Here is a 24,183-nt window from a genome sequence, read left to right on the forward strand (position 1 = left end):
TCGATTCCCGTGAATTCCGCGCGTTGTGCCGCCGGTTCGCGTTGCAGCAATCGGAAAGGCAGGATTCTATCGGAAAGCGCTTTCATTTCCCCAACCGGATGGGCATTGGCGGCCCGTTCCGGGCCATGCCGCGCCAGCCGGGACGGCTTCGCCCGTGCCGCCGCGCGGGCGGACGGAGTCGCGGAAAGGCATTTCATACCCGTCCAATATCCGCGCGCGGCCTGCGCTGATACCGTGCTTTGCCGGTTGGCGCAGCGCCGGCAGGCATCCGTATCTCAACCCGCAGGCAAGAAAGGAGCAACCATGTCCCAGGACATTTTCCTGAAGCTGGCGGGCATCGACGGCGAATCCGCCGATGCCCGCCACCCGAACGAGATCGAGGTGCTGACATGGGACTGGTCGGTCAGCCAGCCGGCCAGCATGCACGAAGGCAGCGGCGGCGGCGCCGGCAAATGCAGCGTGGATGACCTCGCCTTCGAGCACTACGTCGACCGGGCGACGCCCGCCCTCGTGCAGTATTGCCTGGCCGGCAGGCACATCGACACCGCGGTGCTGGTCATGCGCAAGGCCGGCGGCACGCCGCACGAATACCTGAAGATCACGATGGAGGACGTGCTGGTCACGCGGGTTGCCGTGGCCGGCAACCACAACATGGCCATGCCGCGCGAGGAGGTCCGGCTGTCCTTCGCCCGCGTGCGGCACGACTACGTGCTGCAGAACGCGCAGGGCGGCAGCGCCGGGACGGTGGGCGCGGGATACGACATCAAGGCCAACAAGGCCATCTGACCACCGGAGGGAATGCCATGCTGTTCATTTCGAAGCAAGGCCATGTCGACGCGGAGCGCGTCAGGCTGGCCATCCATCCCGCGATCGAGCGCGGACCGATGCACAAGGTGAATGGGATTGTAGTGCATCAGACGAACGGGCCGACGGCGCAGAGCACGTTTCACAGCTACCAGCACAAGGATGCCAACGGCGCGCACTTTTTGATCGACAAGGATGGGACGATCTATCAGACGGCATCGCTGTCCACGCGGACCGATCACGTCGGGCGGTTGAAATCGCGATGCTTGTCGACGCACGAGTGTGCGCCTGCTGAACTCAAGGCAGTCACTACGATGCAGTACAAATACAAAAAACTCTCGAATCGGGAATATCGGAAGAAGTTTCCGGAACGTTATCCATCAAACATGGACTCAATCGGCATTGAGTTGGTCGGTGTAGCTCATGAGAGAGATGCCGCGGGAGGGAAAAAGAAGGAAAAGGTATATGAGACCGTGACAATAGAGCAGAACGCTTCGCTCCAATGGCTTGTGCGGGAATTGATCGAAACCTTTGGCGTCGAGGCGGACGAAGTCTATCGACATCCGGATCTGTCCAGAAAAAACCTCACCGAAGCGACTACAGCAAAATGGTAAGGCATACCTTGATCAAGGCCGTAGTTGTCGCAGGACTCATCGTGCCATCCATGCCCAGCCTTGCCAGGTCGGTTGTAAAGGTGGTCATTGACGAGGTAGGCCAGAACGCAGAGGAGAATGACAGGAATCTGACAGTGGGGTGCAAGGCGTTTGCGCCGACGGTTTCTCAGGTAAGGCGTTATTTCCTGAAAGCCTATCCCGTCGAAAGCCATGTGCTTACCACTGAACGATATTCCCCTTGCTATGCGACCGGGACCGTGGAGTTCAGCGATCACAGTTCAGGCAAATTTCAGTTGTACTCGGGAGGAGCCGCGACTCTTTTCTGGTCCAGGGGTGGTTCTGTGGACTTGCTGTACAAGCAGAATCGGTGGCACGACCCACTCGCCTGCACATATGGCTTGGGCGACAAGCCGGGGTGCTGATTCATGTTAGCCATTTCGAAGCAAGGTCATGGTATTTGCCAGGAACAAGACGGGGGCGAGTGCGGAAAAAGGTAAATCGACGTTTTGCAGGGGGGGGCGTCGGTCTCATGCTGCTTTGCGCCGTATTACTGTGCGAGGCCAGGACCGTGACAAAGGTCGTCATCGACGGAACGGGGCTGGCCCGGGGCGACTCCGATCCGTATGTCCAGGAAGAGTGCAGGAAATTCGTCCCGAACAAGAAGCAGGTCGCTCGCTTCTTCTCGAAGGCCTATCCAGTGGAGGGCCGCATCATCCATCATGATCGCTACTCTCCCTGCTACGCGAAAGGCACGGTGGAGTTCAGCGATCATAGTTCGGGCGAGTGGTGGCTTTATTCCGGCGGTACGGCCATTCTGGAGTGGCTGAGCGGCGACAAGGTGTACTTGCTGTACAAGCAAAACAGGTGGCGGGACCCGTTTGCCTGCATGTACGGCATGGATCCGGACGTTCCATGCAAGGACCAGTGACCGGGGCAGGCGGTGCCGGCAGTATTGCCGGCCGCCCCGACACTCACCCGTTCGCAATCCTCAACACCCGCGTGAATTCAGCCGGGTTCTCCGTCCTGAGCCGGGCCAGATGCCCGAGCAGCGCGTCGGACGACAGCGTGCCGTCGTCGGTCTTGAGCCATTCGATCTCGTCGCGGATGCGCTTGAGTCTCTCCAGCGAGTCGGCGGCGCGCTGCGGGTCGATGGCGGCGGGGTCCACCGCGTGCAGCAGCACTTCGGTGATGAGGCCGAGCTGGCGCCCGTAGGAGGCGATGTGGAAGGCCCGCCGTTCGATGTCGGCGTCGCCGGCGGAAGGCGAAATGGCGTTGAACAGCAGGTCGGGGTCGATGCGCTGGGCGACTGAGCCGCTCCAGGGGAAGTGAAGGTTGGGAGACCACAGCCAGATCCACGGAAACATTTTCCCTCCTGTATTCAGCCGGACACGGCGGACGTTGCGCCGCAATAAAGATTAGCAGACCGGCTGGCGGAGGGAAGGGCGGAATCGGCCGGTGTGTGGGGACCGAAACCGAAACCGGGTCCGGCGCCGGGCGCGGCCGGCCAAGGCAAGCGCGGGGATGGCAACCCATCCCCGCGCCCGGGATTCGCGCCGGCCGGCGCGCCGCTATTGGTCGCGCCAGCCGCCGCCCGCCGCCGCGAAGATGCGCACGAGGTCCTTGCGCAGGCTCGCATCCGAGGCGGCCTGCTTCGATTCGGCGTCGAGCAGGTCCCGTTCGGCGACCAGCACGTCGAGCAGGCCGACGTAGCCGTGGCTGAACTGCATCCTGGCCAGCTCGACCGCCTTGCGGTTCTGCGCCACCCCGGCCGAGAGCGAGGCGTTGCGCGTGTTCTCGTTGAGGTAGCCGGACAGCGCGTTCTCCATGTCTTCGAGCGCCTCCAGCACGGTCTGCTGGTAGCCGAGGAAGGCCTGCTGCTGGCGCGCGTCGGCCGCGTCGATCTGCGACGAGATGCGGCCGAAGTTCAGGATCGGCTGGACCAGGCCCGCGCCGATGCCCCAGGGCGTGGACGAGAACGGCGTGGCGTTCTGCGCGCCGAACAGCGCGGTCAGCGAAATGTTGGGGAACAGCTCGGCGACCGCCGCCTTCCGCCCGGAGATGCTGGCGGCGAAGCTGCGCTCGGCCACGCGCACGTCGGGGCGCTCGGCCAGCACCCTGGCCGGGGCCGAGACCAGGATGCCGTTGTCGAGTGGCGGCACGGTCGCGCGCGCCGCGGCGGCGCCGTCGAACATCCCGCCCATCGATTCCGGCGTGCGCCCGAGCAGGCTCGCCAGCCGGTTGACCGACTGGTCATAGCCGGTCTGCAGCGCGGGGATCAGCGCTTCGGTCGCGGAGACTTGCGCCGCCGCGCGCTGCACGTCGAAGTTGCTCGCCATCGCACCCTGGAACTGGGCCTGGATCAGGCTGAGCGTCTTGCGCTGGGTGGCGAGGTTGTTGCGCGTCAGCTCGATCTGGCGCGCGTAGTTGCCCAGGTCGAAGTAGGTGCGCGCCACCTCGGCCAGCAGCGCCACCCGCACGGCCTGCCGGCTCGCCTCGGCTGACTGCAGGATGGCGCCGGCCTGCGCGGCGCGCGCCTGGTTGCGCCCGAACAGGTCGAGCTCCCAGGTCGCGGCGATGTCCACCTGGTTGATGGTCACGGCCTTGTCGCTGGTCAGGAAGCCGCGGTTGCCGCGCTCGCTGCTGGCCTCGGCGTTGATCTGCGGCGCCAGCGCGGACTGCGCCAGCAAGCGCCCGGCGCGCGCTTCGTCGACGCGCGCCCTGGCAATCTTCAGCGTCTTGTTGTGGTCGAGCGCTTCGCGGACCAGCGCGTCGAGCGCAGGGTCGCGGAAGCGGCCCCACCATTGCTGGTCGACCTCGGCATCGGTGCTCGCCACCAGGAGCGCCGCGCCGGCGGTCTTGCCGTCGTTGGCGCCATCCTTGCCACCGTCCTTGCCGCCCTCGAGCCGGCTCCATGACGCGGCCGTGTCGATGCCCGACGGCTGCGGCCCGACCGGGCTCGTGCACGCGGCCAGGGAGGCGGCCAGCAACGCGGCGGCGGCGAGCGCCGCCATCACATTAGTCTTCAACATGGTGATGTACCTTTTCGGTTTTCGTGAGGCGCTTCTCCAGGCCGCGGGCCAGCACGTAGAAAATGGGAGTCAGGAAGAGGCCGAAGAACGTCACGCCGATCATCCCGAAGAAGACCGCCACGCCCATCGCATGCCGCATTTCCGCGCCGGCGCCGTGCGACAGCACCAGCGGCAGCACGCCCGCGATGAACGCGATGGAGGTCATCAGGATCGGGCGCAGGCGCAGGTGCGCCGCCTCGATCGCCGCCTCGTAGGTGGACTTGCCGTGTATCTCCAGCTCGCGGGCGAACTCGCCGATCAGGATGGCGTTCTTGCACGCCAGCCCGATCAGCACGAAGAAGCCGATCTGCGTGAACAGGTTGTTGTCCCCGCCCGTGAGCCACACGCCCGTGATCGCGGAGAACAGGCACATCGGCACGATCAGGATGATCGCCAGCGGCAGGAACACGCTCTCGTACTGCGCGGTGAGCACCAGGAAGACCAGCAGGATGCAGATCGGGAACACGATCAGCGCGGTGTTGCCCGAGAGGATCTGCTGGTAGGCCAGCTCGGTCCATTCGAACGCCATGTCGCCGGACAGCGTGTCGTCCAGGATCTTCGTGATGGCGGCCTGCGCCTGGCCGGTCGAGTAGCCGGGCGCCGGGCCGCCGTTGATGTCCGCCGAGCGGTAGCCGTTGTAGCGCGAGGCGCTGTCCGGGCCGGTGGTGTCGCTCAGGGTGACGACCGCGCCGAGCGGCACCATCTTGCCCTCGAAGTTGCGCACCTTGAGGTCGAGGATGTCGTCGCGCCTGGAGCGGAAGTCCTTGTCGCCCTGGGCGATGACCTGGTACGTGCGGCCGAACTTGTTGAAGTCGTTCACGTAGAGCGAGCCCAGGTAGATCTGCATGGTCTTGAAGACGTCGTCCACGTCGACGCCGAGCTGCGCGGCCTTGGTGCGGTCCACGTCGGCGAACAGCTGCGGCGTGGTGACGTTGTAGGTGGTGTACACCCCGGCCAGCTCGGGCGCCTTGCGCGCTTTCTCCAGCACCGCCGTCACGGACTTGCTCAGGGCCTCGTAGCCGGCGTCGCCGCGGTCCTCGATCTGCAGCTTGAAGCCGCCCGTGTTGCCCAGCCCCTGCACCGGCGGCGGCGGGAAGACGGCGATGAACGCATCCTTGATGGCGCCGAACTTGGCCTGCAGGCTATGCGCCAGGCTCGGGCCGCTCACGCCGAGCTTGCCCATCTCGTCGAAACTCTTCTCGCCGAAGAACACCGTGGCCGCCGACGGGCTGTTGATGAAGCCGTTGAGCGACAGCCCCGGCTGCTGCACGGCGTTGCGGTAGCCGGGCTCCTTGGAAGCGATGTCCGTCATCTGCCGCACCACGGCCTCGGTGCGGTCGAGCGTGGCGCCGTCGGGCAACTGGATCAGGTTGACCAGGTAGCCCTTGTCCTGGATCGGCACGAAGCCGGTCGGCACGTGGCTGAAGCCGAACACGGTGGCGCCGAGCAGCACGGCGTAGATCAGCAGCGAGCCGCGCTTGCGGTGCAGCGCGCGGGTCACGCCGCTGCTGTAGTTCTCCGAGCCGCGCTGGAAGACCCGGTTGAAGCGCGCGAAGAAGCCGCCCAGGCAGCGGTCCATGAAGCGCGTGAGGCCGTCCTTGGGCGCGTCGTGCGAGCGCAGCAGCAGGGCCGCCAGCGCCGGCGACAGCGTCAGCGAGTTGAAGGCCGAGATCACCGTCGAGAAGGCGATGGTCAGCGCGAACTGGCGGTAGAACTGGCCGGTCAGCCCGCTGATGAAGGCGATCGGCACGAACACCGCGCACAGCACCAGCGCGATGGCGATGATCGGGCCGGTCACTTCCTTCATGGCCTTGATGGTGGCTTCCCGCGGCCGGAGGCCGCTGGCGATGTTGCGCTCGACGTTCTCCACCACCACGATGGCGTCGTCCACCACGATGCCGATGGCCAGCACCAGCCCGAACAGGGACAGCGCGTTGATCGAGAAGCCGAAGCCGTGCATCACCGCGAACGTGCCGATGACCGAGACCGGCACCGCGAGCAGCGGAATGATGGCCGCGCGCCAGGTCTGCAGGAACAGGATCACCACCAGCACCACCAGCAGGATGGCTTCGAGCAGCGTGTGGATCACGGCGTCGATGGAGTCGCGCACGAAGGTGGTCGGGTCGTAGGCGATCCGGTACTCGAGGCCCTTGGGGAAGCGCTTGCTGAGCTCCGCCATCCTGGCGCGCACGTTGTTCGAGATCTCGATGGCGTTGGCGCCCGGCGACTGGAAGATGATCAGCGCCAGCGCCTGCTTGTTGTCGAGCAGCGCGCGCAGCGCGTACTCGGACGCGCCGATCTCCACGCGCGCCACATCCCGCAGGTAGGTGACGACGCCGTTCTCGCGCTTGATGATGATGTTCTCGAACTGGTCCACGTCGGTGAGCCGGCCCTGCACGTTGACCGGTAGCTGGATCTCGACGTTGTCCTTGTACGGCGCGCCGCCGACCACGCCGGCCGCGACCTGGATGTTCTGCTTGCGGATGGCGGCCACCACCTCGTCGGGGTTCATGTTGCGCTGGGCGATCTTCTGCGGGTTGAGCCAGACCCGCATGGCGTAGTTGCCCGAGCCGAACATGTTGATCTGCCCGATGCCGGTGATCTTCGACAGCTCGTCCTTGACGTTGATGAGCGCGTAGTTGCGCAGGTACAGCATGTCGTACTGGTCGTTCGGCGAGACCAGGTGGACCACCATCGTCAGGTCGGGCGAGCTCTTGACCGTGCTCACGCCGAGCTGGCGCGTCACGTCCGGCAGGCGCGGCAGCGCTTCGTTGACGCGGTTCTGCACGAGCTGCGTGGCGAGGTCCGGGTCGGTGCCCAGCTTGAAGGTGACGGTCAGCGTCAGCACGCCGTCGCTGGCGGCCTGCGAGGACATGTAGAGCATGTTCTCGACGCCGTTGATCTGCTCCTCCAGCGGCGTGGCCACGGTGGCGGCGATGACCTTGGGGTTGGCGCCCGGGAACTGCGCGCGCACCACCACCGAGGGCGGCACCACTTCGGGATACTCGGAGATCGGCAGGCGCGGGATCGCGATCAGGCCGGCGAGGAAGATGAGGATCGAGATGACCGCCGCGAAGTTGGGGCGGTCGACGAAGAATTTGGAGAGGTTCATCGCATCAGTCCGCCGTTTTCTTGGCCGGGTCCGCGTGGACCGCGGCGGTGGTCACGGGTTTGGGCGGCGCCGCGGCGGCTTCGGTGGGCGAGACCACCGCGTCCGGGCGGATGAACTGCAGCCCCTTGGTGACGACGCGGTCGCCGGGGTTGAGGCCGGCCAGCACGATGTGCCGGCCGTCTATGCCCGCGCCGAGCGTGACTTCGCGGTAGGCGACCTTGTTGTCGGGGCCGACCACGAAGACGAACTTCTTGCTCTGGTCGCTGCCCAGCGCCACGTCGGGCACCAGCAGCGCGCGGGTGTCGCTGCCGCTGGCCAGCCGCATCGAGACGAACATGCCCGGCACCAGCGCGCCGTCGGCGTTGGCGAACTTCGCGCGGGCGCGGATGGTGCCGCTGGCCGCGTCGATGCTGTTGTCGAAGGTGTAGATGGTGCCCTGGTAGGTGTGCCCGGCGTCGCCCAGCACCGTCATCTCCACCGGCAGCTTCTGTTCCTTGCTGTGCGTGTCGGCCTGGCCGCGGATGCTGCGGATGTAGCTCTGCTCGTCGACCTCGAAATCGGCGTAGATGCCGTCGCCGGAGACGATGCGCGTGAGCACCGGCGCGTTGGGCCCGGCCTGCACGAGGTTGCCCAGCGTGATCTCGGCGCGGCTGACGCGGCCCGCGATGGGCGCCTTGACGTAGGCGTAGTCCAGGTTGATGCTGGCCTGGCGCAGCGCCGCCTCGGCGGCGAGCACGGCGGCGCGGCCGACGCGGTCCTCGTTGCCGCGCTGGTCGTACAGGCTGCGCGGGATGGCCTCGGAGCCGATCAGGCCGCGGGCCCGCTCGTATTCCGTCGCGGCGAAGTCCGCGCGGGTGCGCGCCGCGGCGAGGTCCGCCTTGGCCCTGGCCACCGCGGCCTCGTAGGTGCGCGGGTCGATCACGAACATGACGTCGCCCGCGCGCACGGTCTGGCCGTCCTTGATGCGGACCTCGACGATCCGTCCGCTCACCTCCGGCCGCACCAGCGCCTCGTCCACGGCCTTGAGCCGCCCCGAGAAGCTCGACCAGACGCGCACGTTCTCCGGCGCCACCGACTGCACCTGGACCTCGGTCGGCGGCGGCGCCGACGACGGCGCGGCCCTGGTCTCGGTGCCGGCAAGGCCGGCAATAGCGGCTACCGCCGCGGCCACGGCCAGCGAAATGCCGGCCAGGACCGGCGGCTTGCGAAACAGGGATCTCTGACTGAGCATCTCACTACTCCTTAGTTGGATTCGGAAACCGGATTCGGGAACGGGTCGTCACGGCGCGGCGAGCCGCCGGCTGAAGAAGGCCGCGACCGCGGCCAGCGCGGCCGGGTCGGTGGCGATCGACCGGTGCGACGCCGCGGCATAGCGCGTCGTCTCGGTCGGCACGCCGGCGGCGATCAGCTCGCGGGCGTACGTCTCTCCTTCCACGTGTAGCAGGTCCTGCCCGGCGCTCACGATCAGCGCGGGCGGCAGCTGGGCGAGCCGGCGCGACTCGAGCGGCGCGGCATACGGATGCATGCGGTGCCGCACCTCGGGCAGGTAGCACCGGTAGCCGAGCGCGCATTCGCTGGCGGGCAGGTCCGGCGCCGCGATCTTGCTGGCGTCGGCCAGGCGGGTCATGCTCGGGTCCAGCAGCGGCGCCAGCAGCGCCTGCGCCCCCAGGCGGACCTCCTTGCGGTCGCGCGCCATCGCGGCGATGCCCGCGGCGATGCTGCCGCCGGCATCGTGTCCCGCCACGCCCATGCGCCCGGCATGGATGCCCAGCGTCCTGGCGTTGGCCAGCGCCCACGCGGCCGCGAGATGGCCGTCTTCGAGCGCGGCCGGAAACGGAAAGCGCGGCGAGAGCGAATACCCGACCGAGACGACCACGGCGGGCGTGAGGCCCGCGATGGCGCGCGCGGCGACGTCGGCGCTATCGAGGTCTCCGTGCATGAAGCCGCCGCCGTGGAAATACAGCACGACGGGCAGGCACCGGCTCGCCTGTACCGGGGTGTACGTGCGCAATTGAATGCGCTGGGCATGGCCACTGATTGTGGCGCTCTCGATGCTCAGGACCGGATTGCGGAGGGTCTTCATACATAGCCGGGCAATCCCTTTCGGTATATGCGCCCATGCCGACTGTTGCGATGCACGAATTCTGGTACATTGCCTTGCACGAATAAACGCCAATAACTTTCAACACAATTTGGCGAAACGGAACAGTGGCCGGCTTTTGCGCGGGTTTGCATGAAAGCGGCGTATTCCGGCATGACATCCCGGTGAGGAAAATGGATCGCCTGCAGGCAATGGAAGTATTTACGCGCGTAGTGGAAATGAGCAGCTTCGCGCGCGCGGCGGAATCGCTCGACCTGTCGCGCACATCGGCGACCACCATCATCAAGAACCTGGAGGCGCACCTGCACGTGCGCCTGCTGCATCGGACCACGCGCCAGCTCAAGCTGACCGCGGAGGGCGCCGAGTACTACGAGCACTGCATCCGCATCCTGGCCGAGGTGGCGGAGACGGAAGTCGCGCTATCGACGCTGGGAAAAGGCCCCAAAGGCAAGCTGCGCGTGGACATGCCGGGCACGCTGGGCCGGCTGGTGGTCACGCCGCAACTGCACCGGTTCCACCGCGGCTATCCCGACATCGACCTGATGGTCAGCCACAGCGACCGGATCGTCGACCTGATCCAGGACGGCGTGGACTGCGCCATCCGCGTCGGCGAGCTCGACGATTCCAGCCTGATTGCGCGCCGGCTGGGCGAAATGCGGTTTTCCACGGTGGCGTCGCCGGCTTATCTGGCGCAATACGGTATTCCGCGCACTTTGTCCGATTTGCAGCACCATACCGCCATTCACTATGTATCCAATAGAACCGGCCGGATAATCGACCTGGCTTTTATGGTGAACGGGGAAATGACGGAAATCCGCATGCCCGGAAAAGTCAGCTTCAACGATGCCGATTCCTACGTCACTTATGGATTGAGCGGCACCGGATTGCTGCAGGCGCCGCGCTTCATGCTCAAGGAATATCTGCAATCGGGCGCGCTGGTGGAGATCCTGCCGCAATGGCGCCCGCGCTCGCTGCCGATCTCGATCGTCTATCCGCAGAACCGGCACCTCGCGCCCAAGGTCCGGGTCTTCGTCGACTGGGTGGCGCTGGTGTTCGAGGAATGTCCGCTGGTGGGCGACGACTGCGCCACGGTGCCCGCGGACCCGACGCTGCTGGCGATGACCGAGCCGCGGCCCGCGTAGAGGCGGATGCGGTGCGGGCCAACACGGGCCAACACGGGCCAACACGGGCCAACGCGGGCCGGCGCCCGCCGCGCCGCTACTCCATCGCCGCGACGAGGTTGGCTCCCACGCCGGCGCCCTTGACCGGCGCCGTATCGGCCTCCCGCACCAGCGCGAACGCCAGCACGCCGGCAATGGCCGCCACCGCCGCGGCAACGAGGCTCGCCGCGGCGAAGCCGCCGGCGAACGCGCCGGCGGCCGCGGCATGCACCTGCGCCTGCAATCCGGCGGGCACGGCACCGAGGACGCCCGCCGTGTCGCCGGAAGCCACGCGCCTCGCGGCGGCCGCCGCCACGCCGGGATCCAGCCCCAGCGCCGCGCCGGCCGCCACGAAGCGCTGCGTGACGCCGTGCGACAGGACCGCGCCGAGGCCGGCCACGCCGAGCAGCAGTCCGACGAAGCGCGTGGTCGCCGACAGCCCCGACGCCATGCCGGCGCGCTGCACCGGCACCGCGCCCTGCATGACCTTGGCCGTTTCGCTGTTGAGCAGCCCGGCGCCCGCGCCGGCCACCAGCATGCCGGCGACGAACAGCGGATACGCCGCGTGCGCGGAGGCGAACGCCCACAGCAGCAGGTCGCCGCCCACGGTGGTCGCCAGTCCGAGCGCAAGCAGCGTCCGGCCCGAATGGCGCGTCGCCAGCCCCGCGCCGAGCCGCGGCGTGAGGAACATCGGCAGCGCGAACGGCAGCATCGCCAGGCCCGCCGCCGCGGGCGCGAAACCGTAGGTGTTCTGCAGATACAGCGGCAGGAAGAAGATCAGCACCTGCGCGCCCGCGGCATAACCGAGCATGGCGAACGCGGCGCCGAGGAACGTCGGCTGCCGGAACAGGCGGAAATCGACCATCGGCCGCGCCTGCCGCAGCTCGATCGCGACGAAGGCGGACAGCAGCGCGGCCGAGCCCGCGATCCGGCCCAGGATTGCCGCCGAGGTCCAGCCCGCGCCGGTGCCGTCGATCAGCGCCCAGATCAGCAGGAAAAGCCCGCTGCTGAAGGTCAGGATGCCGGCGAGGTCGAGCCGCTTGGCGTCCGGGTCGCGCGATTCGGTCAGCACCGCGGCGGCCGCGACAAAGAGCACCGTGCAGATCGGCAGGTTGATGAGGAAAGCCCAGCGCCAGCCGAACAGATCGGTGATCACGCCGCCCACGATGGGCCCGCCCGTGATGGCGATGCCCAGGCACGCGCCCCAGAACGCATAGGCCCGCGCGCGCTCGGCGCCGGCGAAGGCGTGGTTGATGATGGCCAGCGAGGCGGTCAGCAGCAGGCTCGCGCCGATGCCCTGCAGCGCGCGCGCCAGGTTCAGCATCAGGGCGGTCGACGCCAGCCCGCACAGGCCGGACGCCACCGTGAAGACGGCCAGCCCGATCAGCGTGGCGAGCTTGCGCCCGTGCCGGTCCGCATACGAGCCCGCCGCCAGCAGCAGCGCGGCGAAGGTGAGCACGTAGGCGCTCACCACCCATTCGATCTCGGTGAAGTTCGCCCCCAGCGTCTTCGCGATCGATGGCAGCGAGACCGCCACGATGTTGGAGTCCAGCATGATCAGCGAAGACACCAGACCCGCCGTCAGCAGGACCAGGAATTTCTTCTTCTTGTCTGCGGCCGCCTCGTCGGGCTCGGGCCGCTTTGCATCCGTGACCATGGCGGCCTTTTCAATGTGGGGTGGGACCGTTCTAGGCCGGGTTGACGAGGGTCTCGTCGGCGGCGATGTCGAGCAGCACCGCGCGCAGCGCCGCCGCTTCCGCCACGCCGAAACGCTGCTCGAAGCGCTTCTGTACTGCCTGCCAGAGCCGCCGCGCTTCGGCGAGTCTGGCGCGTCCCTGCGCGGTAAGGACCACATGCTTGCTGCGGCGATCCGTCTCGCTGGCCGCCAGCGCGACCAGGCCGTCGCGCTCCAGCGGCCCCAGGTTGTGGCCCAGAGTGGAGCGGTCCATGACCATCGCGTCGGCCAGCTCGCGCATGGTCGGCGGCTCGCCGCGCCGCCTGATCTCGGCCAGGATGGAGTACTGGGTGGACTTCAGGCCGGTCGGCGCCAGCGCGTTGTCATACATCTGCGACAGCCGCCTGGAGGCCTTGCGCATGGCCGTGCAGTTGCACGGGCTGGCTTCCGGGATGTCTGGGGAGCTTGTCATGTATCCGGTCGGGTGCGGTTAGGTGTATATGCACCTTTTAAGAGGGTATATGCCCGTATTGGGGGAGTCAAGGGATTTCGCCGCGCGTGCCGGGATGGGGCTCCGCCTTGGCGCATGGCTGCCGTGATCCATCCAGATCACGCCGCGGGCAGCCGCAGAATGCCAGCGCCTCAGTGCACGCCGAGCCGCTCGGCCAGCGAATACCGCTGCATCGTGCGCTCGAGACCATCGAGGAAAACCTGCTCGGCGGCGGTCATCTTGCGCGAGCGGCGCTGGAGTAGGTGAATGTCCACGTCGGCGATGCCCTCGTCCGGGGGCAGCCGCCACAGTCGCTGCTGCAGGAGATCGTCGCGGACGATGTGTTCCGGCAGGCAGCCGATGCCGTAGCCGGCGAAGATCAGCCGCCGGATCTCGTCCAGGCTCGACGACACCGCGACGATGCGCCCGGTAAAGCCCTGCTGGTCGCGGAACACGGCCAGCGGCGACAGGCTGTCGCCCAACTGTTCGGTCGTGAACGACACGAAGTTCTCCTCCAGTAGGTCCGCGACCGTCAGGCCCGGCCGGCCGAACAGCCGGTGATGGCGTCCGCAGAAGATGGCATAGCGCTGGTGCAGGAAGCAGCGCTGCTCCAGCTTGTCCTGCGGCGCGCGGCACAGCGCCAGGCCCGCGGTGGCGGTATTGCGCAGCAACGAGGAAACGATCTCCGAAGAGCGCATCACCTCGATCTGTAGGTCGACGCGCGGATGGGCGCGGTGGAATTCCGCGAGGAATTCGTCGTACACGGGCGAGTCCATGCGGCTTACCGTCAGCAGCCGCACCGTGCCGGTGATGTCGCCGCTGCGGTCGTCGAGTTCGGTTTCGAGCCGGGACATCTGCCCGTAGATCTCGCCGGCGAGGCGGTACACCTCCTCGCCGGCGCGTGTCGGCCGGAAGACCGTGCCGTGGCGCTGGATCAGCGTGCGGCCGAGCGTGTCTTCGAGGCGCTTGAGCGCCAGGCTGACCGCGGGCTGGGTGAGGTACAGCCGCGCCGCGGCGCGGCTCACGCTGCGCTCCTGCATGATCACGAGGAAGGTGCGCAGCAGGTTCCAGTCGAGCCGGTCATGCAGGAAGCGGGCGGCTTTGGTGCGGGGAGTCGTCATGGCGGGAGGGCGGCAGCTAGGCCGTCAACATAAGTCATGCTAATGATGTGAATAATAATTAGAAATTGGATTAATGTCAGTCAGCCGCTTATAAATCTCCCACTGCACTGCCATCCGACGCGCGCAGTACCAAGAGAGGAGACTTCCCATGACTTCCACGCTGCCCCCGCTGCGCCAGCCCAAACGGGCTGCGGCGGCCGCCTTCATCGGCACGGCGATCGAGTGGTACGACTTTTATATCTACGCCACCGCCGCCGCGCTGGTGTTCGGCGAGCTGTTCTTTCCGTCGGACGACCCGTTCATCAGCACCATGGCGTCGTTCGGGACCTTCGCGGTGGGCTTCTTTGCCCGTCCGCTCGGCGCGGTCGTGTTCGGCCACCTGGGCGACCGCTTCGGGCGCAAGCGCGCGCTGATGACCACGCTGGTGATGATGGGCGTGGCCACGGTCGGCGTGGGGCTGATGCCGGCGCGCCTGCCGGTGCCGTGGCTGGCGCCGGCGCTGCTGGTGCTGCTGCGCATCGTGCAGGGGATTTCCGCCGGCGGCGAGTGGGGCGGCGCGGTGCTGATGGCGGGCGAGCATGCGCCGGAAGGGCGCGGCACCTTCTTCGCCTCGTTCGCGCAGCTCGGCAGCCCGGCCGGGCTGCTGCTGTCGCTGCTGGCGTTCCGCGCGGTGAGCTCGATGGACCACGCCGACTTCATCGGCTGGGGCTGGCGCCTGCCGTTCCTGGCCAGCGCGGCGCTGCTACTGGTCGGCGTGATGATCCGGCTCGGCGTGGGCGAGTCGCCGGAGTTCGAGAGCGAGCGGCACAAGCAGCCCGCCGCGCGGCTGCCGGTGGTGGAGGTGTTCCGCGGCTCCGGGGGGCTGGTGGCCTTGTGCATCGGCGCCAATACCTTCGGCATCGCGGGCGTCTATTTCACCAACACCTTCATGATCTCGTACACCACGCAGTATGTCGGCGTGACGAAGTCTCTGATCCTCGATTGCCTGTTCGCCGTGGCGGTGATCCAGTTCTTCACGCAGCCGCTGGCCGCGTTGCTGGCGGAGAAGCTCGGCGAGGCGCGCTTCCTGAAGGCCGCCGCGCTGTGCGCGATGGTGTCGCCGTATCCGATGTTCCTGCTGGTGCGCAACGGCGACGGGCTTTCGCTGACGGCCGGCATCGCGCTGGCGGTGGTTTTCCTGGCTTCGTTCTACTCGGTGATCGCCGGTTTCGTGGCCGGCGTGTTCCCGATCCGCGTGCGCTACTCGGCCATCTCGCTGTCGTACCACGTGTGCGGTGCCATCGCCGGCGGCATGACGCCGCTGGTCGGCACCTGGCTTGCGCACCGCTACGTCGGCCAGTGGTGGCCGCTCGCGGTGTTCTATTCCTGCCTGGCTGCCCTGTCCCTGGCCTGCATCGTGGCGCTCGGCGTGCTCAAGCAGCGCCACGCCGCAGCCCGGGGCGCCGTCGCGCAGGCAGTCCATCAATGAGGAAAGACATGCTCACCTATTTCCACCCCGAACAGTTGCGGCACCATCCCCGCACTTATTTCTCGCGCGGCCAGATGCGCACGCCGCAGGAAGTGCCCGAGCGCGCGCTGCGCCTGCTGGAGGCCGTGAAGGCGCTGGAGTTCGAGGTGCGCGAGCCCGCCGACGCCGGCCACGCCCCGCTGGCCGCTGTGCACGGCATGGACTACCTGCGCTTTCTCGAAGAGGCGCATGCGCAGTGGAAGCAGATGCCGCCGGACTGGGGCGACGAGGTCATGTCCAACATCTTCGTGCGCGAGAACAATCCGCTGCGCGGCATCCTGGGCAAGGCCGCGCGCTACCTGACCGACGGCAGTTGCCCGGTCGGGCCGCACACCTACCGCTCGGCCTACTGGTCGGCGCAGAGCGCCGTGGCCGGCGCGCGTGCCGTCATCGGCGGGGCGCGCCAGGCCTATGCGCTGTGCCGCCCGCCCGGCCACCACGCGCGCGTCGAAGGCGCCGGCGGGCTGTGCTACCTGAACAACGCGGCGATCGCCGCGCAGGCGCTGCGCGAGCGCTTCGGCCGCGTGGCCATCCTCGACACCGACATGCACCACGGCCAGGGCGTGCAGGAGATCTTCTACCGCCGCGACGACGTCATGTACGTATCGATCCACGGCGACCCGGTCGACTTCTACCCGGTGGTGGCCGGCTACGAGGAAGAGCGGGGCGCCGGCGAGGGCGACGGCTACAACGTCAACCTGCCGATGGCGCACGGCGCGGACGAGGAGGTGTTCTTCTCGCAACTGGACGTGGCGCTGCGCGCGGTGGCGCGCTTCGACGCGGACGCACTGGTGCTCGCGCTCGGTTTCGACATCTACCAGGACGACCCGCAATCGGCGGTCGCCGTGACGACGCCGGGCTTTGCCCGCCTCGGCGCGGCCGTCGCCGCGCTCGGGCTGCCCACGCTGATCGTGCAGGAGGGCGGCTACCACCTCGAAAGCCTGGACGCGAACGCGCGGGCCTTCTTCGGCGGCTTCCTGGAAGGCTGCCGCGCAACGTGACGGCACCGCGCATCGGCAACGCCGCGCTCATAGCCATGACAAACATCTTCATCGACCCGGAGACCAAATGACCACCACCCCGACCAACCAGTCGCTCCATGCCAGGCGCCTCGCCGCCACGCCGCGCGGCGCTCCCGCCCAGGCGGATTTCTTCGTCCGCCGCGCGCGCAACGCGGAATTGTGGGACGTGGAGGACCGGCGCTACATCGACTTCGGCGGTGGCGTCGGCGTGCTCAACACCGGCCATGCGCACCCGCGCGTGACGGCCGCGGTGCAGGCGCAGGTGGAGGCGTTCTCGCATACCTGCTACAGCGTGGTGCCGTATGAGAGCTACGTCGGCCTGGCCGAACGCCTCAATGCGCTGGCGCCGATCGGCGGCGAAAAGAAGACCGCGTTCTTCACCACCGGCGCCGAAGCGGTGGAGAACGCCGTCAAGGTGGCGCGCGCGCATACCGGACGCGCGGCCGTCATCGCGTTCACCGGCGGCTTTCACGGGCGCACGCTGCTCGGCATGGGACTGACGGGCAAGATGCATCCCTACAAGGCCGGCTTCGGTCCGTTTCCCGGCGACATCTTCCATGCGCCGTTTCCCTCGCACGGCGTGTCGGTGGCGGAGTCGCTGGAGGGCGTCGAACAGTTGTTCCGCACCGTGGTGGAGCCGTCGCGCGTGGCTGCGCTCATCGTCGAGCCGGTGCAGGGCGAAGGCGGTTTCAATGTCGCTCCGCCGGCGCTGATGCAGGGCCTGCGCAGCCTGTGCGACCAGCATGGCATCGTGCTGATCGCCGACGAGGTGCAGGCCGGATTCGGCCGCACCGGCCGCTGGTTCGCCACCGAGCATAGCGGCGTGGAGCCGGACCTGATCACCGTGGCCAAGAGCCTCGCCGGCGGTTATCCGCTGTCGGGACTGATCGGCAAGGCGGCAATCATGGACGCCGCCGAGCCTGGCGGCCTGGGCGGCACCTACGCGGGCAGCCCCGTCGCCATCGCCGCGGCGCATGCCGTGCTCGACGTGATCGCCGACGAGCAACTGCTCGCGCGTGCCGATGCGCTGGGCGGCAGGCTGGTGAGCCGCCTCGAGGCGCTGCGCGGCGAAGTGCCTGCCATTGCCGACGTGCGCGGCCAGGGCAGCATGGTCGCGGTCGAGTTCGGGGTGCCCGGCGAAGGCCCGCGCGCGTTCGACCCGGCGCTGGCCAGGCGCGTGCAGTCGCTGGCGTGGCAGAAGGGGCTGATCCTGCTGATGTGCGGACCGGGGCCGAGCGCGATCCGCTTCCTTTATCCGCTTACTGTCGAGGACCGCGTGTTCGACGAAGCCCTGGATATCCTGATGGACTGCATCCGGGAGGCGGCATGACACTGGAACGCTTTGCGCACTACATCGACGGCGCATGCGCCGCGCCGGCCGGCGGCCAGTATCTCCCGAGCGACAATCCGTTCACCGGCCAGCCATGGGCGGAAATCGCCAGGGGCGACGCCCGCGACGTGGACCATGCCGTGCAGGCCGCGCACCGGAACCTGAAGTCCGGCGCGTGGCCGGCGCTCACGGCCAGCGAGCGCGGCCTGTTGCTGCACCGGCTCGGGGACCGCATCGCCGCGCGCGCCGCGCAGCTCGCCGCCCTCGAGGTGCGCGACAACGGCAAGCTGCTTTCCGAGATGTCTGCCCAACTGCACTACGTGCCGAAGTGGTTCCACTACTTCGGCGGGCTGGCGGACAAGGTCGAAGGGCGCGTGATTCCGCTGGACAAGAAGGACTACTTCAACTTCACCCGGCACGAGCCGCTCGGCGTGGTCGCCGTCATCACGCCGTGGAACTCGCCGCTGATGCTGCTGGCGTGGAAGCTCGCGCCGGCGCTGGCGGCGGGCTGCACGGTCGTCATCAAGCCCTCCGAGTACACCTCGGCGTCCACGCTCGCGCTGATGAAACTGGTCGAGGAAGCCGGTTTCCCGCCCGGCGTGGTGAACGTAGTCACGGGCCTGGGCAGCGAGGCCGGCGCCGCGCTGGTGGCGCATCCGCTGGTGCGCAAGGTGACCTTCACTGGCGCCGACGGCACCGGCCGGCTGATCGCGCAGCAGGCCGCGCGCGACCTGAAGCACGTCGGGCTGGAGCTGGGCGGTAAGTCGCCCAATATCGTGTTTGCCGACGCCAACATCGAGGATGCGGTCAATGGCGCCGTGTCCGGCATCTTCGCCGCGACGGGACAGACCTGTATCGCTGGCTCGCGCCTGCTGCTGCAGGACGAGATATACGACGACGTCATGGCGCGCCTGCTGGCGATCGCGCGCGCCGCGCGCATGGGCGATCCGATGGCCGCGGGCACGCAGATCGGCCCGGTCACGACGCGCGCGCAATATGAGAAGGTGCTGTCGTACATCGACATCGGCCGGCGCGAAGGCGCCCGGGTGGTGCTCGGCGGCGGGCCCGCCAGCCGTCCGGAATGCGGCCAGGGCTGGTTTGTCGAGCCGACCATCTTCGCCGGCGTGGACAACCGCATGCGCATCGCGCAGGAAGAGGTCTTCGGGCCGGTGCTGTCGGTCATCCGCTTCGAGGATGAGGCAGAGGCGGTCGCCATTGCCAACGACGTGCGCTTCGGTCTGGGCGCGGGTGTCTGGACCGGCGACATCGGCCGCGCCTTCCGCATGGCCGAGCGCGTGGAGTCCGGCACGGTATGGGTCAATACCTATCGCGCGGTCAGCTACATGTCGCCGTTCGGGGGCTACAAGGACTCAGGCCTCGGGCGGGAGAACGGGGCCGACGCCATGCTCGAATACCTGCAGACCAAGAGCGTCTGGATCAATACCGGCGCGGCAACGGCAAATCCGTTCGTGATGCGCTAGCGGTGCCGATGCTTTGACAGCCGGCCAGACGCGCCGGCGTGCCGCATCGGCTTTTCCGCTGCGCGCGCCTGCTTCCGACCGACATGGCGACACGGGCCAGCCCCCGGTCGGCGCTATACTTCCGCGTTTTCATTGTCGCCGCCAGGCCCAAGGATGACCCATGAGCACATTGCCCTCCTGCCCGAAATGCAACTCCGAGTTCACGTATGAGGACGGCGGCGTCTACATCTGCCCGGAATGCGCGCATGAATGGTCGGCGCAAGCCGCCGCGCCGGCCGAGACCGGCGAGCGGGTCTATCGCGACGCGGCCGGCAATGTCCTGCAGGACGGCGATACCGTCACCGTCATCAAGGACCTGAAGCTGAAGGGCTCGGCCGGCGTGGTCAAGATGGGCACCAAGGTGAAGAACATCCGGCTGGTGGACAGCGATCACGACATCGACTGCAAGATCGACGGCTTTGGCTCGATGAGCCTGAAGTCGGAGTTCGTCAGGAAGGCCTGATCGCGCTCGCGCGCATGGCGCGTGGCAGCTGCGGGGGCGGTCATTCCTGCCGGCGCAGGTCCGCCGGAAGGTCGAGGCCGCCGATGCCCTGGCACTCGCGCGCGAAACGGCCCGGCGGCTGGCCCACGTGCCGGCTGAACGCGGTGCTGAAGGTGCTGGCCGAGCCGTAGCCGACGCGCTCGGCGACCTCGGCGATGCCGCAGTCGTGGCGGCGCAGCAGGTCCTTGGCCACCGCCATGCGCCAGGCGAGCAGGTATTCCATCGGCGGCATGCCCACGGCGCGCAGGAAGCGCTCGAAGAATGCCGAGCGCGACAGCGCGGCTTTCCTGGCGAGCTGGGCCACCGTCCACGGGCGCGCGGGGTCGGCGTGCATGTGGCGCAGCGCCTGGCCGAGCCGCGCGTCGGCCAGGCCGCGCAGCAATCCGGGCGGCGCGTCGTCGCCCGAGGTCGCGCGCAGCGCTTCGATGAGCAGCACTTCCACCAGGCGCGTGAGCACGAGCTCGCGGCCCGAGCGCCGTTCCCCCGCCTCCTCGCCGACCAGGCGCACCAGCACCGACAGCCGCGCGGCGCCGCGCACGTGCACGAGCGCCGGCAGCAGCGGCACCAGCAGCTCCGCATCGGACGAATCGAAGACGAAATAGCCGCCGAGCAGCCGCACGTCGGGGCGCCCGCCGCGCGTGCCGTGGCGGACTTCGCCGGCCGGCGCGGGCTTTACCTTGGGGTCGATGCGCTCGGGCGTCACCGGCGCGAAGCCCGACAGCACGAAGCCCGGCGTTGCCGGCAGCAGCACGAAGTCGCCCGCCTCGAGCGTGAGGGGCGGCTGGCCGTCGACGGCCAGGCGGCAGCTTCCTTCCAGCACGGCGCAGAAGCTCGGCTGGCCGAAGTCGGCGTAGCGCACGCCCCAGCGGCCGGCGCCGCTGATGGACTTCGAGAACACGGCGCGCGGCTGAAGCAGCGAGATGACCTGCGAGAGAGGGTCGTTCATGGCTGGAATGGGCTGGAAGGATTGGACGATGGCAAACGAAATCTGGACTTTCCATTGTAGGAAGTCCGCCGTGCCGACGCTATCGTGGCGGACATCGCAACCACCAAGGGATGACTGATGAAAACCGTGCTGATTACCGGCTGCTCCTCCGGCTATGGCCTGGAGACCGCGCGCCATTTCCACGCGCAGGGCTGGAACGTCGTCGCCACCATGCGCACGCCGGACGAGGATGTCCTGCCGTGCTCGGACCGCCTGCACGTGCTCGCGCTCGACGTGACGAAGCCGGCGGGCATCGCCGCCGCGCTGGAGGCGAGCGGCCCCGTCGACGTGCTCGTCAACAACGCGGGCATCGGCCTGTTCGGCGCGTTCGAGGCCACCCCGATGGCCACGGTGCGCGAAGTGTTCGAGACCAACACCTTCGGCGTGATGGCGATGACGCAGGCGGTGCTGCCCGGGTTCCGCGCGCGCGGGGCGGGCGTGGTGGTGAACGTGACCTCGAGCGCGACGCTGGCGCCGATGCCGATGGTGGCCGTCTATACCGCGAGCAAGACGGCCATCGAGGGGTTCACCGCGTCGCTGGCGTTCGAGCTCGAAGCGTTCGGCGTGCGCGTGAAGCTGGTCGAGCCGGGCTACGGGCCGGGCACGCGCTTCACCGCCAACGGCGGCGCGCGCATGGCCGGCCTCGTTCCCGAAGCCTACGCGCCCGCCGCGCAGCGCATCTTCGCCGCACTGGCGCAGCCGGCCGCGCTGACCACCGAGGCCGAGGTGGCCGAGGCGGTGTGGCGCGCGGCGAACGACAAGTCCGGGCTGCTCCGGTTTCCGGCGGGCGCCGATGCGGTGGCGCTGGCCAATTCGAGGTAGGCGGCGGCAATTGCAGAGAAGGGGCCGGCGCGTGGCGGTGGTGGCGGCATCCGGTCTCGGCGGGCTTGCCGGTCAATGCCGCGCTTCGTTCTCGGACCTTTCGCCGAGCGTCCAGCGATCCGGCTGGAAATTCACCTCGAACTGCGACAGGAACGACTGGCCCAGCAGGCCATCGATCTTCGGGCCGAACGGCGTGCCCTTGACGATCGCGACGGACACGCCGGCCGCCTCGGCGGTGCCCAGCGTCACCGTCTTCGACGTGGTCAGCATCGCGTCGGTCAGGCCATTCGCGGTCCGCAACTGTATGCGGCGCGCCTTTTCCGCCGACACGCCGGCCTGCTGCGCGAAGGCTTCGCTGAACGACACGAAGCTGGCGCCGGTGTCCACCACGAACGTGCCCGGATGGCCGTTGACCGAGACGCGCGCCATCACCACCTCGCCGCGCTTGCGCGCGAATGTCTGGGGGCGCTTCGCCGTTGCCCGCTCGCACTGTCCCGCCTGTGCGTACTTCTCCGCCAGCGCGCGCGCCTGCGCGGTATTGCGCCGCGTCGGATCCCAGCCGATCCACATGCGGATCAGTCCGCTCGCCTCGCACGGCTGCCCGGTTTTCGCCCTTGCCTCGGCCGCGCCGGCAAACACATCGCCCGACACGCGGGCGGGCTGATCGGCGAGGGACAGCACCGCCATGTAGTCGTCGAGCGCTTCACTGTACCGGCCGGCGCCGCGCAGCACCTCGGCGCGCGCGAAGCGCGCCTGCGGGCTCGTGCCGTTCTCGGCCACCACGCGGGTTGCCGCCTCCAGCGCCGCCGGCAGGTCGCCGATCGACGTCAGGATCGGGACGGCGCCGGGCAGGAGCGCCACGCCCTGCGGGCATTTGCCGGCGAACTTCACCAGCACGTTGGCGGCCTCGCGGCGATACCCGGCGTTGAGCAGTGCCCGCGCCAGCGAAGACGCGGCCTGCCTGTCGCAGGCCTCGCGGGTCAGCTCGTCGAGCGGCTTCCCGATCTCCGGGCGGGAAATCTGCCGCGCGGGCACGGCGTCGAGCTCGTAGTCGCCGATGGTCTTCGCGTAGCGGCTGGTCTCGTCCGAGCAGCCGGACAGGACGGCCTGGACGGCGAGGCCGGTGCAGGCGGAAAGCAGATATCGGGTAGTCCGGGTGGTCCGGGGATTCCGGGTAGTCGATGGCCTTGTCATGGTTCCGTGGTTCGCGCCTCAACCGGCGCCGCTTTCGATCGCCTGACACGCTACTGGAAACTTTGTTGCGTTGCTACCTCATGGGGCAACACGCATGGGGCAACGCGCATGCAGCCCGCGCCGGGCCGGCCGGGCGATTGCCACGTCGTCTCGCGGCCGCGAGACCGCCGCGCGAGCCATGCCGGCAATGGCGCCGGCGCGGGAAACGGTGGCTTGCCCGCCGGGACAGGCGGCGGTTTGCGCTAGGCGGTCTTCGCCGCCCAGTAATGCGACTCGACTTCGCGCAGATGCTCCAGCATCGCGGTTTCCGCCGCGTCCGGCTGGTGCGCGGCGATGGCCGCGTGGATGCGCTCATGGGCCCGGAAGGCGGCCTGCTCGGCGCCGGCCGATTGCAGGGAGGTCGCGCGCTGTTCTTCGAGCCAGCGGGCCATCGCGGTATGCAGCGCCAGGAAAATGGGATTGTTCGGAATCCTGGCAATGGCCAGATGGAATTCGACGTCGGTCCTGGTGAATTCCGCGGCGTTGCCCAGCGCGTTCCGGTTGGCTTCGAGCGCCTGCCCGAGCGCCGCGATGTCGTCGGCCGAGGCGTGCTGCGCGGCGTAGCGCACCAGCGAAATCTCGTGCATGGTCCGCGCCTGCTGGAAGTCCCGCACGCCTTCCGCGGTCGACAGCAGATGGCGCACCGCGCCCGACAGCTCTCCCACGAGGGCGTCGGCGGACGGGCGCGTGACATAGGCGCGCTCGCCGTTGCGGATCACGACCAGCCCCATCTTTTGCAGCGCGAACAAGGCTTCCCGGATGGACGAGCGGCCTACCTCGAACGTGTCCATCAGCTCGCGCTCGGGGGGGAGGGTGTCTCCCGGGCGCAGCACGCCGCTGAGCATCATCGATTCGAGGCGCGACGCGACCTCTTCGTAGAGCTTCTTGCGGCGAATCGGCTGGTTGGGGATCGAAGATTGCATCTTGTGCGGTAACTAGGTCGGCTGTCTGCCTATTAGACCATAGGCCCAACCTTCTGTGGGCCTGCCCGGCGCCGTGGTTCCGCGCCGGGCCGCGCGTGCCGCCACGGCCATCCGGCGGACGATGCGCCACGCGAAACCGCTTCCTTTCCGCCCGCCCAAGGGTATACCCGGTTTTGCGCAAAGATCCCTGGCGT

At 68.2% G+C, this 24,183-nt stretch carries 21 protein-coding genes; 10 read left to right on the forward strand and 11 right to left on the reverse strand.

The genetic code is table 11. The annotated features are described in order from the left end of the window. Positions 1 to 303 precede the first annotated feature (303 nt). The 3 genes from ACWTPI_RS23000 (at position 304) to ACWTPI_RS23010 (ending at position 2,346) form a co-directional block, all read left to right on the forward strand. A complete protein-coding gene (locus ACWTPI_RS23000; RefSeq protein WP_020200731.1) occupies positions 304 to 786 on the forward strand; it encodes an Hcp family type VI secretion system effector in 483 nt (160 codons plus the stop codon). 17 nt (positions 787 to 803) lie between these two features. Further along, on the forward strand, positions 804 to 1,418 hold the full coding sequence (locus ACWTPI_RS23005; RefSeq protein WP_454732813.1) for a peptidoglycan recognition protein family protein: 615 nt from the start codon (positions 804 to 806) through the stop codon (positions 1,416 to 1,418). 568 nt (positions 1,419 to 1,986) lie between these two features. Further along, positions 1,987 to 2,346, forward strand: coding sequence for a hypothetical protein (locus tag ACWTPI_RS23010; protein WP_454732814.1), 360 nt, complete (start codon positions 1,987 to 1,989; stop codon positions 2,344 to 2,346). Between the two features lie 43 nt (positions 2,347 to 2,389). Here the strand turns inward: ACWTPI_RS23010 and ACWTPI_RS23015 are convergent, their stop codons facing one another. The 5 genes from ACWTPI_RS23015 to ACWTPI_RS23035 all read right to left on the reverse strand — a co-directional run bounded on the left by ACWTPI_RS23015 (position 2,390) and on the right by ACWTPI_RS23035 (position 9,681). Continuing rightward, a complete protein-coding gene (locus ACWTPI_RS23015; protein ID WP_020200729.1) occupies positions 2,390 to 2,782 on the reverse strand; it encodes a hypothetical protein in 393 nt (130 codons plus the stop codon). A gap of 204 nt (positions 2,783 to 2,986) precedes the next feature. Continuing rightward, positions 2,987 to 4,447, reverse strand: a complete 1,461-nt coding sequence (locus ACWTPI_RS23020) for an efflux transporter outer membrane subunit (RefSeq protein ID WP_454732815.1) — start codon at positions 4,445 to 4,447, stop codon at positions 2,987 to 2,989. Next, positions 4,434 to 7,598, reverse strand: coding sequence for an efflux RND transporter permease subunit (locus tag ACWTPI_RS23025; RefSeq protein WP_454732816.1), 3,165 nt, complete (start codon positions 7,596 to 7,598; stop codon positions 4,434 to 4,436). The genes ACWTPI_RS23020 and ACWTPI_RS23025 overlap by 14 nt, the downstream gene beginning before the upstream one ends. A 4-nt stretch (positions 7,599 to 7,602) precedes the next feature. After that, on the reverse strand, positions 7,603 to 8,829 hold the full coding sequence (locus ACWTPI_RS23030; RefSeq protein WP_020200726.1) for an efflux RND transporter periplasmic adaptor subunit: 1,227 nt from the start codon (positions 8,827 to 8,829) through the stop codon (positions 7,603 to 7,605). Between the two features lie 48 nt (positions 8,830 to 8,877). Continuing rightward, positions 8,878 to 9,681 (reverse strand): alpha/beta hydrolase, encoded by an 804-nt coding sequence (locus ACWTPI_RS23035; RefSeq protein WP_454732817.1) that lies wholly within the window; start codon positions 9,679 to 9,681, stop codon positions 8,878 to 8,880. Between the two features lie 209 nt (positions 9,682 to 9,890). On the opposite strand from ACWTPI_RS23035, the gene ACWTPI_RS23040 reads away from it, so the two are divergent. Then, on the forward strand, positions 9,891 to 10,841 hold the full coding sequence (locus ACWTPI_RS23040; RefSeq protein ID WP_082079855.1) for a LysR family transcriptional regulator: 951 nt from the start codon (positions 9,891 to 9,893) through the stop codon (positions 10,839 to 10,841). A 76-nt stretch (positions 10,842 to 10,917) separates the two neighbouring features. On the opposite strand, the gene ACWTPI_RS23045 is transcribed toward ACWTPI_RS23040, so the two are convergent. The 3 genes from ACWTPI_RS23045 to ACWTPI_RS23055 all read right to left on the reverse strand — a co-directional run bounded on the left by ACWTPI_RS23045 (position 10,918) and on the right by ACWTPI_RS23055 (position 14,145). Next, positions 10,918 to 12,516 (reverse strand): MFS transporter, encoded by a 1,599-nt coding sequence (locus ACWTPI_RS23045; protein WP_454732818.1) that lies wholly within the window; start codon positions 12,514 to 12,516, stop codon positions 10,918 to 10,920. A 31-nt stretch (positions 12,517 to 12,547) separates the two neighbouring features. Continuing rightward, positions 12,548 to 13,006 carry a MarR family winged helix-turn-helix transcriptional regulator gene (locus tag ACWTPI_RS23050; protein WP_029043119.1) on the reverse strand — a complete coding sequence of 153 codons (459 nt, stop codon included), beginning with the start codon at positions 13,004 to 13,006 and terminating at the stop codon, positions 12,548 to 12,550. Positions 13,007 to 13,176: 170 nt separating this feature from the next. After that, a complete protein-coding gene (locus tag ACWTPI_RS23055; RefSeq protein ID WP_454732819.1) occupies positions 13,177 to 14,145 on the reverse strand; it encodes a LysR family transcriptional regulator in 969 nt (322 codons plus the stop codon). 148 nt (positions 14,146 to 14,293) lie between these two features. Between ACWTPI_RS23055 and ACWTPI_RS23060 the strand changes: the two genes are divergently transcribed. The 5 genes from ACWTPI_RS23060 to ACWTPI_RS23080 all read left to right on the forward strand — a co-directional run bounded on the left by ACWTPI_RS23060 (position 14,294) and on the right by ACWTPI_RS23080 (position 19,987). Continuing rightward, positions 14,294 to 15,613 carry an MFS transporter gene (locus ACWTPI_RS23060; protein WP_454732820.1) on the forward strand — a complete coding sequence of 440 codons (1,320 nt, stop codon included), beginning with the start codon at positions 14,294 to 14,296 and terminating at the stop codon, positions 15,611 to 15,613. Positions 15,614 to 15,621: 8 nt separating this feature from the next. Then, a complete protein-coding gene (locus ACWTPI_RS23065) occupies positions 15,622 to 16,653 on the forward strand; it encodes a histone deacetylase family protein (protein ID WP_454732821.1) in 1,032 nt (343 codons plus the stop codon). A gap of 67 nt (positions 16,654 to 16,720) precedes the next feature. Then, positions 16,721 to 18,004 (forward strand): 4-aminobutyrate--2-oxoglutarate transaminase, encoded by a 1,284-nt coding sequence (gene gabT, locus ACWTPI_RS23070; protein ID WP_454732822.1) that lies wholly within the window; start codon positions 16,721 to 16,723, stop codon positions 18,002 to 18,004. Then, positions 18,001 to 19,485 (forward strand): aldehyde dehydrogenase, encoded by a 1,485-nt coding sequence (locus ACWTPI_RS23075; protein WP_454732823.1) that lies wholly within the window; start codon positions 18,001 to 18,003, stop codon positions 19,483 to 19,485. Before gabT ends, ACWTPI_RS23075 begins: the two co-directional genes overlap by 4 nt. 160 nt (positions 19,486 to 19,645) lie before the next feature. Beyond that, positions 19,646 to 19,987 (forward strand): zinc ribbon domain-containing protein YjdM, encoded by a 342-nt coding sequence (locus tag ACWTPI_RS23080; RefSeq protein ID WP_020200721.1) that lies wholly within the window; start codon positions 19,646 to 19,648, stop codon positions 19,985 to 19,987. Positions 19,988 to 20,027: 40 nt separating this feature from the next. Here ACWTPI_RS23080 and ACWTPI_RS23085 read toward each other — a convergent pair whose 3' ends face one another. Next, entirely contained in the window at positions 20,028 to 20,972 is a 945-nt protein-coding gene (locus tag ACWTPI_RS23085) for a cupin domain-containing protein (protein ID WP_454732824.1), read from the reverse strand. 117 nt (positions 20,973 to 21,089) lie between these two features. Between ACWTPI_RS23085 and ACWTPI_RS23090 the strand changes: the two genes are divergently transcribed. Next, positions 21,090 to 21,833 (forward strand): SDR family oxidoreductase, encoded by a 744-nt coding sequence (locus tag ACWTPI_RS23090; RefSeq protein ID WP_454732825.1) that lies wholly within the window; start codon positions 21,090 to 21,092, stop codon positions 21,831 to 21,833. A 72-nt stretch (positions 21,834 to 21,905) separates the two neighbouring features. On the opposite strand, the gene ACWTPI_RS23095 is transcribed toward ACWTPI_RS23090, so the two are convergent. Further along, the gene (locus ACWTPI_RS23095; protein WP_454732826.1) at positions 21,906 to 23,027 is read right to left on the reverse strand and encodes a retroviral-like aspartic protease family protein; all 1,122 of its coding nucleotides are present in this window, start codon (positions 23,025 to 23,027) and stop codon (positions 21,906 to 21,908) included. 242 nt (positions 23,028 to 23,269) lie between these two features. After that, positions 23,270 to 23,989, reverse strand: coding sequence for a transcriptional regulator NanR (gene nanR, locus ACWTPI_RS23100; RefSeq protein ID WP_020200718.1), 720 nt, complete (start codon positions 23,987 to 23,989; stop codon positions 23,270 to 23,272). Between the last annotated feature and the right edge of the window lie 194 nt (positions 23,990 to 24,183).

The organism is Cupriavidus ulmosensis, assembly GCF_977008105.1.